We start from the raw sequence: 16,633 nt of genomic DNA, 5'->3' as shown, positions 1-16,633 counted from the left end.
TTATGACTGAGGCAGACAATCAGCATAAAGATATTATTGTGATTGGTGCGGGTATTATCGGTACTTCGGTAGCGACAATGCTTTCAAAAGTGAGCCCGGACTGGAATATCGATATGTATGAAAGATTAGATGAAGCGGGAATCGAGAGTTCGAACGAAAAGAACAATGCAGGTACAGGTCACGCTGCACTCTGTGAGCTAAACTATACTGTGGAACAAAAGGACGGCTCTATCGATGCTTCTAAAGCAGAAGTGATCAATGAGCAATTTGAACTGTCTAAGCAGTTCTGGGGCAGTTTAGTGAAAAATGGGGATATTTCTAACCCTGAAGAGTTTATTCAGCCACTACCGCATATTAGTTTTGTAATGGGCCCAACGAATGTTGAGTTTTTACGTAAACGTTATGAAAAACTTAAAACGATTCCTATGTTTGATAATATCGAGTACACAGAAGATATTGAAACGATGAGAGAATGGATGCCATTGATGATGCGAAATCGTAAACCAGGTCAGTTAATGGCAGCGAGTAAGATCGATGAAGGAACTGACGTAAACTATGGTGCTTTAACACGTAAATTAGCGGCATATTTAGAAAAGCAATCAAATGTCTCTTTAAAATATAACCATGAAGTAATCGACTTAACTCAAAGAGAAGACGGCAAATGGGAAGTTCTCGTAAGAAATAGAGCGACGAAAGAGAAGTTCGTAAAAGTAGCTGATAAAGTGTTTATCGGTGCTGGGGGTTACTCTATTCCACTACTTCAAAAGAGTGGCATTGCTCAAAGGCAAAATGTCGGAGGTTTCCCTATTACTGGTCAATTCTTAGCGTGTAAAAATAAAGATATTATTAAACAACATCACGCGAAAGTTTACAGTAAAGAGCCTCTAGGTAAGCCGCCAATGACTGTACCGCACCTCGATACACGTTATATCAATGGTGAAAGTACGTTACTATTCGGCCCATATGCGAATATTGATCCTAAATTCTTAAAATATGGCTCGTTCTTAGACTTATTTGGCTCAGTAAAACCTTATAACATTACGACATTATTATCATCAGCGGCTAAAAATATACCACTTATTAAATATTCAATTGACCAAATGGTTATGACTAAAAAAGGTTATATGAACTACTTAAGAACATTCATACCTGATGCAAAAGATGAAGATTGGGAATTATATACTGCTGGTAAACGTGTTCAAGTGATTAAAGACGATGATGAATACGGGAAAGGCTACGTCGCATTCGGAACAGAAGTCGTGAATTCTGATGATCATTCTGTTATTGCAGTATTAGGAGAATCACCAGGTGCTTCAATATCATTCTCTGTAGTGCTTGAAGCATTAGAGAAAAACTTTAAAGAAGACCGTGAGCTCTGGGAACCTGCAGTTAAAAAGTTAGTTCCATCATATGGCAAATCACTGATTGATGACGAAAAACTGATGAGGGAAACGCGTAAAGAAACATCTGAAAACTTGAATTTAAATTATTATAATTAATTTTAAAAAGAGGTTATATTCATGAAAAAAACAATCGTTATTTTAGGCGTTATTTCGGCGTTACTCGTAGCGTTTAAGTTATATCAAGACAAGGTCAATGAAACGCCAAATATAGAATATTAATATATAAGAGGCCGTGATAATTTTTATCACGGCCTCTTTGCATTCAGTATAAACTGTTGGAATGGCACATCGCTAAAAGCTGTTGCCGGAGTTTCACAGGGCCAAATCCCTCCACTCACTCTTAATAAGAGAACTATTCTATTGATTAAAAATATATAGCATATTATATGTGTTTTAGAAGTAAAACTAAAAATGTGATGCTTACCGTTACGTAAAATAATGTTGAAGCATTAGGATATTATCTAAAGGATGAAAATAAGAAGTAACGTATGGCGTTACTTCTTATTTTATCTTTTTAAGTTTTTTGTTTTCTATCTTATATACTTCGTCTGCGATATTTTCTAAAAATTCTTCATCATGCGATGTTAGAAGTACTGTGCCTGGATATGTGTTTAAATATGTTTCTAGAACATTTATTGTATCAATATCTAGATAGTTTGTTGGTTCATCTAGTATTAGTACGTTATCTCCAGATATTAATGTTAGAAATAACGATATGCGTACTGCTTCTCCTCCACTTAATGTTGAAATACTTCTTTCAAAATCGTTGTCTGTGAATTTTAAGTCTTTGAGCATTTCTTTTAGTAAGTACTTTGAAACAGACGTATGTTTTGATACGTATTCTAATAATGGCTCTGTGCGATGCTTAAATTCTAGATAACTTAATTGATTATAGAAACCAAGCTCTGCATTTTTAGAAAATGTGATGATATCAAGTTTATTATTAAAAGCTTCTTTTACATATTCAATAATAGTCGTTTTACCCGTACCATTGTTCCCTTTTAATGCCGTAATTGTTCCACGACTGATTTGTAAGTTTAGAGATTCTATAAGTAATTTGTTTCCTGCTGTAATATCAATATAGTTAAATATAATTGGAAAACGGTTATGATCTGTCTTGATGTCAGCTTCTTCAAATATCGGTAGTACTTTTTCTTCAGGTAACTTTATTTCTTCCATACTATCGATACGGTTCTGCATGTTTTTCGCAGATTGCATAATTCCTTTTTGTACCGTCCCTTTTTCTTTTGTCATTCGTGAGGATAGAGAACGATGATCTGCTCCTTTTCTACCGATTAATATTTTTTCAGCATGTATTTTTGCGTCACTTATTGATGCTTCCAATCTTTTGATTTCTTTATCTTGTATTTCTTTTTGATGATAGAGTGATTCACGCTCTTTTTCGATTTCTCTTTTATAATCATCATAATTTCCGCTAAATACATGTATTGACTGTTCTTCAATTGACCATACTTCATTTACACATTCATTTAATAGACGTCTATCGTGTGAAATTATTAAAGTTGCACCGTCATAATTTTTAATTGTACATATTAAAAATTCGATACCCTCTTTGTCTAAATGAGATGTCGGTTCATCAAGTATAAGTAAATCATAGTGCGAAGAGAATACTTCTAATATACGTAGTTTTGATAGTTCTCCGCCGCTAAACTCTGATGTACCATAAGGTATGTTTAATTCACTAAGTAATCTTCCATCAAAATTGAAGTCATATGGAATATTATCAGATACTTGTTCTAAGTAGCCTATGTTATTGGTGTTTAACTGGATATGACCTTGTGTCGGTTTAATTTCCTCTAAAATTAATCGTGCTAAAGATGATTTACCTGCACCGTTTTCACCAATTAAACCAATTCGACTACTCTCTTTAATTTCTAACTCATCAGTGTCGAATAATAAGTAACTGCCAAAGTCGAGTGCGATTTTGTTTAATTTAACGAGAACTTTAGTCATATCCATACCTTCTTTCTAACTTAAGACCAGAAAGGTTGATCCCATACTTTTAATGATTGTCCTAAGTTTTTCTCTTGTGCTGATTTATAGAGTTCATATCCCCATGATATGTCTTCTACAGCCATTCCTCCTGCGAGGAAGACGATTTTTTCTTTGTCGTCTTTACGCCCTTCTTTTTTACCACTGACAACGTCACCAAGATCTGTGATGCTTTTTTCGTCGAGTTTTTCTTCTTTTACGAGTCTAAATACCTGTCCGCCGATACCGTAGTTTAAGTCTTTAGAAACTCCTTTTGTACCGCTTTGTAGGTATTCCCACTCTTCCCATTCTTCACCTGTTTCTTTGTGCATTTCCCAGTTATCCATAACGACTGTGTTATTTAGTATGAAGTCATCACTGAGGTTTGCTTCTCCGGAAAGTAAAAGAAGAGATCCGTCTTTTAAGTACTCTTCTTTAATTTCTGGACGAACAGCACCTGATGCTGCGACGTTTATGACGTCTGCTTCTTTGACTGCATCTTCTATGGAGCTTGATATCACTGTTTCTACGTCGTGTTCTTTTTTAAGGTTATTTGAGAATTTTTCTGCTTGTTGTTCGTTAATGTCGAAGATGTTGACTTGTTTGATATTTTTATTTGCTTCTAAAATTGCAAGTGTACTTGACCAACTGATGACCCCTGCTCCGATAATTGCGAGAGTATGTGCTTCTTTTGAAGCAAGATACTTTGTAGCAACTGCTGGGACTGCACCTGTACGTGTCGCACTGATTAAATTTGCACTCATATATGCAAAAGGTGCACCAGTGTCTGCATCGTTTAACGTGATCATTAAAACGGAACGTGGTAATCCTTTTTCTTTGTTTGCTACGTTTGATCCGTACCATTTTTGTCCCGTAATATTATATTTCCCACCTAAATATGCGTTCATTGACATAAATCGACGGTCTGGCCCTGCGACTGGCATATTCTCAGTACGCTTTTCTTTTGGAAACCATAGTTGACTGCCGTGACTGTTTTCTCTCGGTCCTCCCATAATGTAATCTTTTTCACCAAGTAAACGGAACACTTCTTCGATTGTGTCGACGCATTTTTTTGCATCTAACACACCTGCTTCAACTAAATCTTCTTCGGATAAAAATAAAAACTCCACTTTTGACATTTACTTACCTCCTTAAAACGCTTTCATTTATGTATGAGTTATTTTATCATATTTTTAAATTTTCTAAAAACTAAAGCATTATGATAGGAGATATTTATTTTATGATACACTTAATATGAAGATATATATGATATTTGTAGGTGAAAAAATGGACAACTATTTTAAGCAAGGAAACTTTGAATCGTTTGTGTACAAGCGATTGAATGAGGTTATTGATACTTACAAAAATGACGCTGATAGTTACGTTGTTTTCGACTATGATAATACAAGTATTATTATGGATATTGAAGACAATTTAAATGTTTATTTGATGGAACATTTAGCATATCGGCTCACGCCTGAAGTGTTATATGAAACGTTAACGAATCCAGATTATCGTGAGGAGTTATCTCAAACGTTTGATAGTCGGTTTAAAAATGCGACAGGTTTTAATTTAGCTGAAGATATTTATAAGGAATATCAGTGGTTATACGATAATTACATTAGTCTAGAAAATCGTTCAGAGGATCTTTTAAAGAAGATTAAAGAGACAGACCACTACAAAACGTTTAGAGCCAAGTTAAGGCTGTTCCATACACATGTTAACGGCAAATTATCAAGGCGACCGTCTAATAGATGGATGACGTATTTATTTGCAGATCATACGATCGATTCATTTAAAGAGTTATGCCGAAATTGTATTAAAGAATCACTAGAAAAACCGTTTGAAAAAGTGACGTACGAAAGCTCAGAAAATATACCTGGAAAATCAGGTGTTGTCACTTCTAATTTTAAATCGGGATTATCAGTGCCTGAAGAATTATTAAACTTATATCACGCATTTACGAATAACGGAATTACGACTTATATCGTAAGTGCAAGTCCGAGAGTATATGTTGAAGTCGCAGCTGAAATGCTTGGGCATTCAGTAGAGTTAGATAATATTGTTGCCATGGAATTTGAAGAAGATAACGGCGTTATAACGCCCGTTATGAAAGCTGACTCACCAATCACAAAAGGCCCTGGTAAAACAGAGGCAATACAAAAGCTGATTATGCCGAAGCATAATGGTAAACAACCAGTTGCGATGTTTGGTGACAGTATCGGTGATTACGATATGATGCAAACGTTTACCGAAACACCACTATGCGTTATTTTTAACCGTCATATGACAGATGACTTTAAACAGTTAATCGATCTCGCAATTGAACAATATAATCAAAAAGATGCACGCTTTGTATTACAAGGACGCGATGAAAATACAGGTGTTCTTATACCGAGTCAATCATCGATTTCATTTGGAGAAACTGAACCAAAATTATAAATAAAAGGAGTGTTTCACGTGAAACGCACATTTAACTTATCAGCAGGCCCAGCAATGTTACCGACATCTGTTTTAGAACGCGCACAAAAAGAGATGTTAGATTATGACGGGACAGGCATGTCTGTAATGGAGATGAGTCATAGAAGTAGTTACTTTGATGACATTATCCAAGATGCTGAAAAAAACTTAAGAGAATTACTTAATATTAACGATAATTATAAAATTCTCTTTTTACAAGGCGGAGCGAGCCAAGCATTCTATACGTTAGTTATGAACTTAAAACAATCTGGTAAAGTTGCATACATCGATAGCGGTAACTTTGCTAAAAAAGCATTAGAAGCTGCTGAAGAATTAAAAGACGACTATGGACTTGAAATCGACGTCGTTGCATCATCCAAAGAAGATGGTTATAAGTCATTACCAAACTATCCAGATACGTTAGAAGGTTATGATTACTTGCATATTTGCTCAAATAACACGATCGAAGGAACACAGTTTAAAGAGTTCCCGATTTATAAGGGCATTCCTTTAGTCTGTGATATGAGTTCGGATATACTTTCACGTCCATTTAATATCAACGATTTTGGAATGATTTATGCAGGTGCTCAAAAGAACCTCGGTATTGCAGGACTAGCGCTCGTTATTATTCGAGAAGACTTACTTGGGCTAAATGATGTTCCTAAAATGTTTGACTACAAAGTCTTTAACGATAAAAACTCGATGTATAATACACCATCGACTTACCCTATTTATATTCATAAACTCGTGACAGATTGGTTGTTAGAAATTGGTGGTCTAGAAGAGATTTATAAGAGAAATAAAGAAAAAGCACGTATTTTATATGATTACTTAGACGAATCAACATTATTCGTACCTACTGCAAATAAAGACGCGCGTTCACTGATGAACGTCACGTTTTCTACAGGAAACGACGAGTTAGATAAAGAATTTGTAGCATATACGAAAGAAAATGGTTTTGAAAATATTAAAGGACATCGTTCAGTCGGTGGTATGCGTGCATCTATTTATAACGCATTCCCTATTGAAGGTGTAGAAGCACTCGTACAACTAATGAAGAAATTCGAAGAGGAGAATTAAGCAATGTCACAATTTGACATAAAAACATTTAACAGTATCGCAATTGAAGGTTTACAACGTTTTACAAAAGACAAGTACACAATCAACGAAACAGACGATCCAGAAGCAATTATTTTACGTAGTTATAATTTACATGATGAACCAATTAACGATAGTTTACTAGCAGTAGGTCGCGCAGGAGCAGGGTTTAACAATATTCCAGTAGATAAATTATCTGAAGCGGGCGTTATTGCATTTAACGCACCAGGTGCAAATGCCAACTCCGTTAAAGAACTCGTATTAACATCACTGATCTCACATGCAAGAAATACACTTGAAGCATCGCAATGGGCAACTGAGCTTACGGGTGATGATATTGCTACACAAGTCGAAGATGGTAAAAAGAAATTTAAAGGTCATGAAATTAAAGGTAAAACGCTAGGTGTTATTGGTCTTGGTCAAGTAGGTTTACTCGTTGCGAACGATGCAGAAAACCTTGGCATGGACGTTATCGGATACGACCCTTACATTAGTGTCGATGCTGCATGGAACATTAACCGCTCAGTTACAAAAGCATCATCAATCGATGAAGTGTTACAAAAAGCGGACTACATTACGATTCACGTACCGTTTTTAGAGAGTACAAAGCATATGATCGACTCAACAGCGATTCGTCAAATGAAAGCAACAGCAGTATTATTAAACTTCTCACGTGCTGAAATTGTAGACGAAGATGCACTTGTAAAAGCATTAAACCACAACAGACTCGGTCACTACATTAGCGATTTCCCTAATGAAACAGTACTCGGGCAAGATAAAGTAACACTACTCCCTCATCTCGGTGCTTCAACAGGAGAATCTGAGAAAAACTCAGCAGTAATGGTAGCAAATGAGTTAAAAGACTATTTAGAAAATGGAAATATCGTAAACTCAGTAAACTATCCAAGAGTCTCAATGACACTATCGTCACCGTTACGAATTGCGGTATGTAATAGGAACATCAAAAACATCATTGCATCACTTACAAAACTATTGTCTGAAGAAGGACTCAATATTGATCGTATCATAAACAAATCACGTGGAGATTACGCATATACGTTAGTGGATATCACTGAAGCGGATGAAGAAAAAGTAAAAGACCTCATCCAAGAAATCGAATCAAAGGACGGAATACTAAAGGTTCGACTCATTAAGAATTTAGAGCATGATGCATGGTATAACTAATAAGTAACGCTAGGCATTACTTATTATTAAAAGGAGAATTAATATGAAAGTTAAGTCTAAAGGTATTAATGATTTTACTAAGGCTGAGTTGGAAGAACTAGCTACGAATGGTCAAGTTATTGATGTGCGTTCTACTTTAGAACGTTTTTTCGGGAAAGTTAAGGGTGCAACGCATGTACCGCTTATGAAGGTTTCTAACTTTGATGGACCTAAAGATAAGACGTATTACGTATATTGTGCAAGTGGTATGAGAAGTCAAAGAGCATGTGAAGAATTAGCTGCTAAAGGTTATAAGACAGTGAACTTAAAGGGTGGCTACGGATCGTTTACCAATAAATAGATATAATAACGCCCATCGTTTTAAATATAACGGTGGGCGTTATTTTTATGCTTTTATAATACAACCAAAATAACGCTTATTTCAATATAGATTATGCTTTATGGATGGTTATTCAGTTTGACTGAATAACATTTAAGGGTATGTTCAAATAAATGGGGGTAATTCTTATGAGAAGAGTACTGATTTCTGGTGGCACAGGCCTTGTTGGAAATAAAATTATAGATAACTTTAGCAATGCTGAATTTTACGTTTTAACACGTTCTGATAGAGATAATACGGATAACGTCACTTATATAAACTGGTCTGAAGATGATTATTTAAAAGAAGTGCCTGAAGTTGATGTTGTCATTAACTTAGCGGGTGCGAGTATTAGTCAATTTTGGACAGAAGAAAATAAAGAAAAAATTGTTAAGTCGCGAGTAGAATCTACACGTAAATTAAAGAACATTATCGATAGACAAGATGAAAAACCATTTTTAATCTCAGCGAGTGCAGTTGGATATTATCCAACTTCTCAGACTAACCGCTATGTGGAAGATGATAAATATGAGCCGTTTGATTTTTTATCTGAAACAGTACATGTATGGGAGAATGAAGCAAAGAAAATTGAAGATACAGGTGTAAAGACTGCGTACACGCGATTTGGTATTATCTTTTCAAAAGAAGGCGGCGCATTGCCTTTAATTGTTTTGCCGTACAAATTGTTTGTCGGGGGTAATATTGGTGATGGTCATCAGCCATATGCATTTGTGCACATTGAAGATCTCGTCCGTGCTTTAGAATTTATAGCAGATAAAGAATTGACAGGTGTGTTTAATATTACTGCACCATATCCAGCGACCCAAGAAATTGTAGGTAAAAGTATCGCGAAGACGATTAAACGTCCACACTTAATACCAGCACCAAAGCTGTTATTTGAAATGACACTTGGAGAGCAATCTAAACTTATTACTGAAGGACAACGTGCGTTACCTAAACGTTTAATTGAAGAGGGCTTTAAATTTAAATTTGAAACGGTTGAAGAAGCAATCCGTGATCTATATGGCAAGTAGGTTTGAGATAGAAAAGCTATGGCGCGAGGAGAAGTATAAAGTGATGTACTTCAGCCAGCGCCATTATAATTTAATAAGAGAGTTGTTAAAAGGCAATCCAAGTATGGAAGAACTTGAAAGTTATATTAAAGAAGCTTATTCACTGATGCCGACAACGGGTTCTAAAACAAACGCGTATGAACATATGTGGGGTTATTTTAAAAAGCGCGCAACTACTGAAGAGAAGAAAAAGTTTTTTGCATTACTTGAACATGCTAAAGATGACAAAGCAATAAAAATATATCTATATGACCTTGCAAAAAAGTATAAAGTTAAATATTTAACCGATAGTACGATACTAAATGGCAAGTGATCGAACAGGAGAAAAATTATGTTTCTAGCATGGAATGAAATTAAAAGAAATAAACTAAAATTTAGTTTAATAATAGGCGTACTCGTTTTAATTAGTTATTTACTATTCTTGCTTTCAGGACTCGCAAAAGGGCTTATCAATATGAATACTGAAGGAATAGATGACTGGCAGGCGGACGCTATCGTATTAAATAAAAACGCGAACGAGACGATTCAACAATCAAAATTTAATGTCTCGCTTGTTGATGATAAGTTTAAAGAAAGTGCACGACTCAAACAAACAGGTGTCATTGTTTCGAATAACGATAAAGAAGAAAATGCTATTTTCTTTGGTACAGAAGAGAACTCATTTTTAGTACCGAAGATAATTGAGGGAGAAACTCCACAGCATGAAAACGAAGTATTAATTGATAAATCTCTAAAAGAAAAAGGATTTAAAGTTGGAGATAATCTAGAACTGACACAAGTGGATGAGGTATTAAAAGTCGTTGGAGTAACTGAAAGTGCAAAATTTAATGCCTCCCCTGTAATTTTTGGAGATTTTGATACTTTTTTAAAAATTAACCCAATGTTAAGTGAAGGTGAAACCAATGCAGTTGTCGTTAAAGATAAAGATTTTAATGATGTGAAATTAGATAATGATTTAGAAGTTTTAGCAATTGAAGATTTTATTGAAGAGCTCCCAGGCTATAAAGAGCAAAATTTAACATTAAACTTTATGATAGGTTTTCTATTTGTCATATCGATGACAGTTATCGGTGTATTTCTATATGTTATTACATTACAAAAAATTAATTTATTTGGAGTGTTAAAAGCACAAGGGTTTACTAACGGTGACCTCGCAAAAGTGATGATATCACAAACGTTTATTCTATCAGCAATTGGTACAATTATCGGATTAATATTTACACTCATCACAGCGCTAGTACTTCCTGACATTGTTCCAATTAAATTTGAATATTCAACGCTTGCGTTATACGGAGCAATTTTAATCGTCGTTTCTTTACTCGGTAGTCTATTTTCAATATTTACAATAAGAAATATCGACCCCTTAGAAGCGATCGGATAGGAGAATATTATGTTAAAATTTGAAGAAGTCTCAAAAGAATTTAAAGATGGTAAAGAAATTATTGAAGCGGTTCAACCAGTTTCCTTAACTTTAAATAAAGGAGAATTAGTCGCAATTATTGGACCCTCTGGTTCAGGAAAAAGTACATTTTTAACGATGGCAGGCGCACTACAAAAGCCATCAAAAGGTATAATTTCAATTGATGATGAAAAAATCACTAATTTAAATGATAAAGAACTCGCAAAGTTGCGATTACAGAAAATAGGGTTTATACTTCAGACGTCAAACTTAGTGGATTTTCTAACAGTGTCACAGCAATTCGAGTTGTTAAAGAAATATAAAAAAGATGTTATATCTGACGAAAAGTTAGACCAGTTACTTAAACGACTCGATTTAGACAAAACAAAAAATCAATTACCATCAGAAATATCCGGTGGACAGCGACAAAGAGTTGCGATTGCTAAAGCTTTATATACAGATCCTGCGATTATATTAGCAGATGAACCAACCGCATCGCTGGATACAAATAATGCTTTAGAAGTAATGGAGATTTTACGTGAACTTACAAAAGAATACGATAAAACAACGATTATTGTGACGCATGATAATCGTCTCATTCAATATTCAGACCGTGTATTAGAAATGATTGATGGTAAGCTAACAGAGACAAAACAGTAGTATATGGAGGATATAGAATGTTTAGTGTTGATGAATCTTTGACCTTGAAAATAGTAATCGCTATATACTTTCTATTGTTATTAGTGATGACGATATTTCTTGGTCGTAAGGTGAAGACTTACGAAGATTATAATATCGCAAGTAGAAATGTATCGATGTTTCCACTTATACTGACCTTTGTTGGAACAGGAGTTGGCGGTGCGACGCTTCTAGGGTATACAGAAAATGGACGTGTACTCGGAATGGGACAAATGTGGATACATATAACGATGTTATTTGCGGTTATTGTACTTGCTTCATTATTTTTAAAGAGGATCCGTTTAATCGGAGAAGAGTACAATATGGTCACAATTGGAGATTTCACTGCTTTGAAATACGGTGAAACGGCAAGAATCCCAACAGCAATTAGTTTCTTGTTTGCATATTGTTCAATGACAGGAATGCAGTTTGTTGCGATTGCATCTATTTTAAACTTAACCATCGGTTTAAATATGACTTTAGGGATTATTATAGGTTGGTTATTCTTAAGTTTTAAAACATATATTGGTGGATTAAAAGTAGTCGTATGGCAAGATGTTATACAAGGGTTACTACTTACAGTCGGTATTTTTATATTGCTTATAGGGGTACTACAACAATCAGGCAGTTATAGTCAAATGATTATAAATGCAGATTCAATGGGTGAAAAAGCAATGCTTAGCGTTATGAATATAACGCCGAAAGAAATACTCATTTACTTATTAACACTTGCATGCTATCAATTTATTAGACAAGACGTATGGCAAAGGATATGGGCAGCTAAAAGTTTAAATACAGCGAAAAATGCGTATTGGATCTCAATGGTTATTGCGATTCTTTTAGGTGCTATTACGATATTAATCGGTATTTATAGTAAATATGGTTTACACTTAGAAGTAGAAGAAACGTCGCTGACATTCTATTATGTCGTACAATCGGTATTTCCGTTCTCTCTTGTTATATTTATGATTGTAATATTACTTGCCGCTGTGATTTCAAGTGCGGATTCGTTCTTTATTGCAGGATCTTCATCTGTTGCGAACGATATAATTAAACCGAACGTCAAAACAAAAGATGATAAAAAGATGCTGAAATATAGTAGATTCTCAGTTGTTATCGTTTCTGTGATATCTCTTATCATGGCTTTAACGATACCTGGGCTTGTCAACTTAATGGTCACAGGGACAGCAATGTCAGTATCAGGATTACTTGTACCAGTTACAGCAGGATTATTTATGAAACGTGTATCAAAAGTAGCAGGACTTTACTCAATGTGGGCTGGACTCATAACTGCAATCATTTGGCAGATACTTGGCCATCCATTTGAACTTCACCCAATTATGATAGGACTACCAGTATCACTAATTGTATTTATATTAGTTTCAAAAATGAATAAAAAAACAACGCCTACCGTTACCAATTGATAATGGTAGGCGTTGTTATATGTTAAAAACCTTCCAGATAGCAATATTTAACTATATTTGACCTCGTCAATTAATGTAACGCATAGCGTTATAAATTCTCTGCCTCTTCTAAAATATACAGTCTGAGTCGATCGATCGTTTCTTTAATATCATCTTCTGTCGTTTCCGGATGAATCGTACACAGACGGAACACTTTTTTATTGTTTAGAGTCGTTGTATATGCAACACCGTATCCTGAGTCGGCAAGTTTTTTAGCTGCAAGGTTATTTAGATGATCATTTTCTTCATCAGTAAATGAGTCGTTATAATATCTGAAACTTAAAATAGATAGACTCGGCTGTGAGATAATTTCAAAGTTTTCGAGTGATTCTACGTAATCTTTTGTGTATTCTGCAAGTTCTTGACCATAGTCAATACGTCTTCTAAACTCATCTTCACCAACAACTTGTAACGTTAGCCATAATTTTACAGCGCGTGCTGGGCGTGTCAGTTCGATACCGAGCATCTCTGGATCGATAACGTCATCGTCTGATGTGATGTCGTCAAGATACTCTGCTTTTTCACCATAACTGTTAATGAGGTTGTCTTTATCTTTTACGATAATCATTGCACAACTATACGTTTGGAAGAGAAGTTTATGTGCATCCCAGGTAACGCTATCAGAACGTTCGATACCTTTAAATAACGCCTTACCTTTAGTAGATAGTAAGTGTGATGCACCGTATGCCCCATCGACGTGCTGCCAAATATTATGATCTTCACAAATATCAGCAATCGCATCGAAATCATCTACTGCACCTGTGTTCGTTGTACCGGCAGTTGAAATAACGAGTGCCGGTATAAATTCATTTTTCACGTCTTCCTCGATTGTTTCTTTTAAATGAGTAACATTCATTGTAAAGTCTTCGTTATGGTCAATGATACGTATGTTATCAGTTGGAAAACCTGCGACATGTAACGCTTTACGACCTGAGTGGTGCGTTTGAGACGTTAAGTAAACGGTAGTTTGAGTGAGTTTGTCTAGCGTTACTTTTGCATCACGTGCTGTAACGACAGCCGTTAGATTCGCCATTGACCCACCCGATACAAAGACGCCTCCGCTTGGCTTCACTTCATATCCAACTTTTTCTGCAAGATAGTTAATTAAATTACGCTCGATACTTATTGGTAACGTCGCGTTTTTAAAGTTCGAAGCATGGATATTATTTGCAGTTGTTAAAATATCACCTAACCATGATAATCGTGATGCTGGTCCTGGGATAAACGAAAATGCACGTTTATGATTTGGACGATATAGATAAGTTAATACTTCGTTGTTTAACTCAGAAAGAACCTCATAAATATCTCTTCCGACTTTTGGAACCTCCATCTTTTCATACTTTTGAGTTAATTCTTTTGGTGCTTGTACAGTCGCTGGTAACTGACTGACATCTCGATTTAAGTATTTGTTGACCTCATCTCGAATTATCGTTTCTAGATCAAGGTTCTTTTCATTAAATGTCATTACATTCACCCTTTCGTAGTCATAAGTTGATTATAACTGACTATGATTTGTTAAATCTATTAATAATAAGATGTATAATAGTTGTAATCATTCTGTTTTTACTAAAAACTATAGGAAGATACGCTAAAAAATGCTAGAATAGAAATAAGACTGTATGTTTTATAATTAATATATTGTAAAGGAGTAATGAAATTGTTCGTTTTAGGTGCAGTAACAGATTGGCTTGTTATGGGATTCTTTATTGCAATTCCGGTATTCATGCTCTTTTTCCTAGTCGCACTCGTGCTTGAGGAAAATAGTTACAATAAGAAGAAAAATAAATAATCTGTCTAACTAAAGTTAGAAGATACTCCCCATAAAACATGCAGTATGCTGTATTGCTTTACGGGGAGTATTTTTATATTAAAAATTCGGGAGAAAACGATGAGAAAAATTCTATTATCAATGTGTTTAATACTCATCGCTGGTTGTTCAGCACAACCGGACGAGAAACCAAAAGAAACACCTGAAGAAAAAAATGAATCAATTGTTGAAGAAATTATTGATCTTGAAGAAGATTTTTATCAATTAGAGAAAAACAAAGATACGCTTAAATCTATAAAAGAGATCGACAAAGAAATTAACGAATCATATTATAGCGATAATTATACGTACGATAACCCTTTTATACGAGTTAATCCGTACGGTAATAGTCCGTTATCCGCATATGTAATGTTTAATACAGATGAACCGACGAAAGTAACGTATACCGTTACAGGGAAAACAGAAGACACGTCTTTTACTTATGAGTCATCAAACTACGAAGTACGTCATCAAATACCGATTGTTGGTTTGTATGCAGGAACGGTGAATGATGTTTTAATTACTGTAACAAATGAAAATGGCGAAGAACTTGAGCACCAAATAGAAATTGAAACAGATGAGTTAGATGAGGATTTCTACACTGTTGATACTGTTAAAGAAAAACAAATAAAAAGAACAGATGAACTGACGTATGTAAAAGCAACAACTGGAGAATTGTTCGGAGTAGATCATGCAGGGGATATTCGTTTCGTACTTTCAAATATTTCGACAGAACTATTTGAAGTCATTGAAGAAACGGGGCACTTTATATTAAATGTAACGCATGACGATACAAATACGATATTCAACGAGCTGATTGAGATTGATCCGGTTGGAAAAATATATCGTGCGTATACGTACTCGCAGTCAAATTATGATGGAGATCGACCGCTTCATGACGACGTTATAACGCTTGAAAATGGCAATGTACTGCTACTTACTCATAATAATGTTGATGAGCATAATTATGATGCTATGATAGAAGTTGACTGGGACAACGGTGAGATTGTGAATAATGTTAATTTTAAAGAAGTATTCCCTGAAGCGTTATATAAGTATCACGTCGGTGATGATTGGTTACACGTAAATAACGTCGACGTATCGGACGATTCATTAATCATTTCTTTCTTAAATCAAAATATCATTGCAAAAATGAGTTATCCAGAAAATAAAATAGAATGGATAATCACACGAGACGATAATTGGCCGAAAGAAGACGATGGGTTAGGTGAAAAGATTTTAAGTGCTGAAGGTGTCGACTTACCAATGTATCCATATAGTGTCGAAGTTTTACCGGATCAAGATAATAATGTATCTACAATAGATGTATTAGTATTTGATAATTACGAGAGCGATATAGATCAATATAGTAGAGTAGTTCAATATCGTATATACCAATTAGAAGATAGAATTGAGGAAATTGACTCGTATCGTGAGCCGTTTTATAACAACGGAGGTAACGTATACTTTGAAGATGAAAATAATCGTGTATTCGTAACGTCTTCAATGTCGAGTGAAGAGAACCATATCACTTCTAACATTGTCGAACTTAGTCAAGAAAATAATGATGTTACATCTGAAATGCGTATTGAACGAGAGAAAGACGATAATCATGATTCTATCTATCGTGTGTATCGCATGCCGTTACTATCAGAAAACTATATAGTTGATGTATTAGTTGAGCCTGAAGAGTGATTTATAAGCAAATTTAATAATT

16 protein-coding genes and 1 riboswitch are annotated in these 16,633 nt (G+C 34.9%); of the genes, 13 read left to right on the top strand and 3 right to left on the bottom strand.

What is annotated here, in order from left to right:
• Positions 1 to 2: 2 nt before the first annotated feature.
• Both lqo and HMPREF2767_RS03480 read left to right on the top strand, forming a co-directional pair.
• Complete coding sequence (gene lqo / locus HMPREF2767_RS03485; protein ID WP_070622630.1) at positions 3 to 1,499, top strand: L-lactate dehydrogenase (quinone); 1,497 nt, start codon at positions 3 to 5, stop codon at positions 1,497 to 1,499.
• Between the two features lie 21 nt (positions 1,500 to 1,520).
• A complete protein-coding gene (locus tag HMPREF2767_RS03480; protein ID WP_068129121.1) occupies positions 1,521 to 1,622 on the top strand; it encodes an SE2200 family small protein in 102 nt (33 codons plus the stop codon).
• Between the two features lie 33 nt (positions 1,623 to 1,655).
• Positions 1,656 to 1,753, bottom strand: a riboswitch (SAM riboswitch).
• 151 nt (positions 1,754 to 1,904) lie between these two features.
• Here HMPREF2767_RS03480 and abc-f read toward each other — a convergent pair.
• Positions 1,905 to 3,377, bottom strand: coding sequence for a ribosomal protection-like ABC-F family protein (abc-f, locus tag HMPREF2767_RS03475; protein WP_070622629.1), 1,473 nt, complete (start codon positions 3,375 to 3,377; stop codon positions 1,905 to 1,907).
• Positions 3,378 to 3,397: 20 nt separating this feature from the next.
• Positions 3,398 to 4,534 (bottom strand): tyramine oxidase subunit B, encoded by a 1,137-nt coding sequence (locus tag HMPREF2767_RS03470; RefSeq protein WP_070622628.1) that lies wholly within the window; start codon positions 4,532 to 4,534, stop codon positions 3,398 to 3,400.
• 148 nt (positions 4,535 to 4,682) lie between these two features.
• On the opposite strand from HMPREF2767_RS03470, the gene HMPREF2767_RS03465 reads away from it, so the two are divergent.
• The 9 genes from HMPREF2767_RS03465 to HMPREF2767_RS03425 all read left to right on the top strand — a co-directional run bounded on the left by HMPREF2767_RS03465 (position 4,683) and on the right by HMPREF2767_RS03425 (position 13,070).
• Positions 4,683 to 5,837 carry an HAD family hydrolase gene (locus HMPREF2767_RS03465; protein WP_168162119.1) on the top strand — a complete coding sequence of 385 codons (1,155 nt, stop codon included), beginning with the start codon at positions 4,683 to 4,685 and terminating at the stop codon, positions 5,835 to 5,837.
• 18 nt (positions 5,838 to 5,855) lie between these two features.
• On the top strand, positions 5,856 to 6,935 hold the full coding sequence (serC, locus tag HMPREF2767_RS03460) for a 3-phosphoserine/phosphohydroxythreonine transaminase (RefSeq protein WP_070622626.1): 1,080 nt from the start codon (positions 5,856 to 5,858) through the stop codon (positions 6,933 to 6,935).
• A gap of 3 nt (positions 6,936 to 6,938) precedes the next feature.
• Positions 6,939 to 8,138 (top strand): 3-phosphoglycerate dehydrogenase family protein, encoded by a 1,200-nt coding sequence (locus HMPREF2767_RS03455; RefSeq protein WP_068129130.1) that lies wholly within the window; start codon positions 6,939 to 6,941, stop codon positions 8,136 to 8,138.
• A 43-nt stretch (positions 8,139 to 8,181) separates the two neighbouring features.
• A complete protein-coding gene (locus tag HMPREF2767_RS03450) occupies positions 8,182 to 8,478 on the top strand; it encodes a rhodanese-like domain-containing protein (RefSeq protein WP_068129133.1) in 297 nt (98 codons plus the stop codon).
• A 167-nt stretch (positions 8,479 to 8,645) separates the two neighbouring features.
• Positions 8,646 to 9,530: a TIGR01777 family oxidoreductase gene (locus HMPREF2767_RS03445; RefSeq protein ID WP_070622625.1), complete on the top strand. Its 885-nt coding sequence runs from the start codon at positions 8,646 to 8,648 to the stop codon at positions 9,528 to 9,530.
• Entirely contained in the window at positions 9,520 to 9,882 is a 363-nt protein-coding gene (locus HMPREF2767_RS03440; RefSeq protein WP_070622681.1) for a YbgA family protein, read from the top strand. Before HMPREF2767_RS03445 ends, HMPREF2767_RS03440 begins: the two co-directional genes overlap by 11 nt.
• Positions 9,883 to 9,900: 18 nt before the next feature.
• Entirely contained in the window at positions 9,901 to 10,950 is a 1,050-nt protein-coding gene (locus tag HMPREF2767_RS03435) for an ABC transporter permease (RefSeq protein ID WP_070622624.1), read from the top strand.
• A 9-nt stretch (positions 10,951 to 10,959) separates the two neighbouring features.
• Entirely contained in the window at positions 10,960 to 11,628 is a 669-nt protein-coding gene (locus HMPREF2767_RS03430; RefSeq protein ID WP_070622623.1) for an ABC transporter ATP-binding protein, read from the top strand.
• 17 nt (positions 11,629 to 11,645) lie between these two features.
• On the top strand, positions 11,646 to 13,070 hold the full coding sequence (locus tag HMPREF2767_RS03425) for a sodium:solute symporter family protein (RefSeq protein ID WP_070622622.1): 1,425 nt from the start codon (positions 11,646 to 11,648) through the stop codon (positions 13,068 to 13,070).
• Between the two features lie 88 nt (positions 13,071 to 13,158).
• On the opposite strand, the gene HMPREF2767_RS03420 is transcribed toward HMPREF2767_RS03425, so the two are convergent.
• Positions 13,159 to 14,574: a pyridoxal phosphate-dependent decarboxylase family protein gene (locus HMPREF2767_RS03420; RefSeq protein ID WP_070622621.1), complete on the bottom strand. Its 1,416-nt coding sequence runs from the start codon at positions 14,572 to 14,574 to the stop codon at positions 13,159 to 13,161.
• 192 nt (positions 14,575 to 14,766) lie between these two features.
• Between HMPREF2767_RS03420 and HMPREF2767_RS08905 the strand changes: the two genes are divergently transcribed.
• Positions 14,767 to 14,898 carry a hypothetical protein gene (locus HMPREF2767_RS08905; protein WP_256388417.1) on the top strand — a complete coding sequence of 44 codons (132 nt, stop codon included), beginning with the start codon at positions 14,767 to 14,769 and terminating at the stop codon, positions 14,896 to 14,898.
• 99 nt (positions 14,899 to 14,997) lie between these two features.
• Positions 14,998 to 16,611 carry an aryl-sulfate sulfotransferase gene (locus HMPREF2767_RS03415; protein ID WP_070622620.1) on the top strand — a complete coding sequence of 538 codons (1,614 nt, stop codon included), beginning with the start codon at positions 14,998 to 15,000 and terminating at the stop codon, positions 16,609 to 16,611.
• The last annotated feature ends 22 nt before the right edge of the window (positions 16,612 to 16,633 follow it).

This window comes from Nosocomiicoccus sp. HMSC067E10 (assembly GCF_001810835.1).
In the GTDB taxonomy this organism is placed as follows: domain Bacteria; phylum Bacillota; class Bacilli; order Staphylococcales; family Salinicoccaceae; genus Nosocomiicoccus; species Nosocomiicoccus ampullae_A.
Note: the sequence above shows the minus strand (reverse complement) of the source record. Positions and strands in the feature narration are given on the sequence as shown.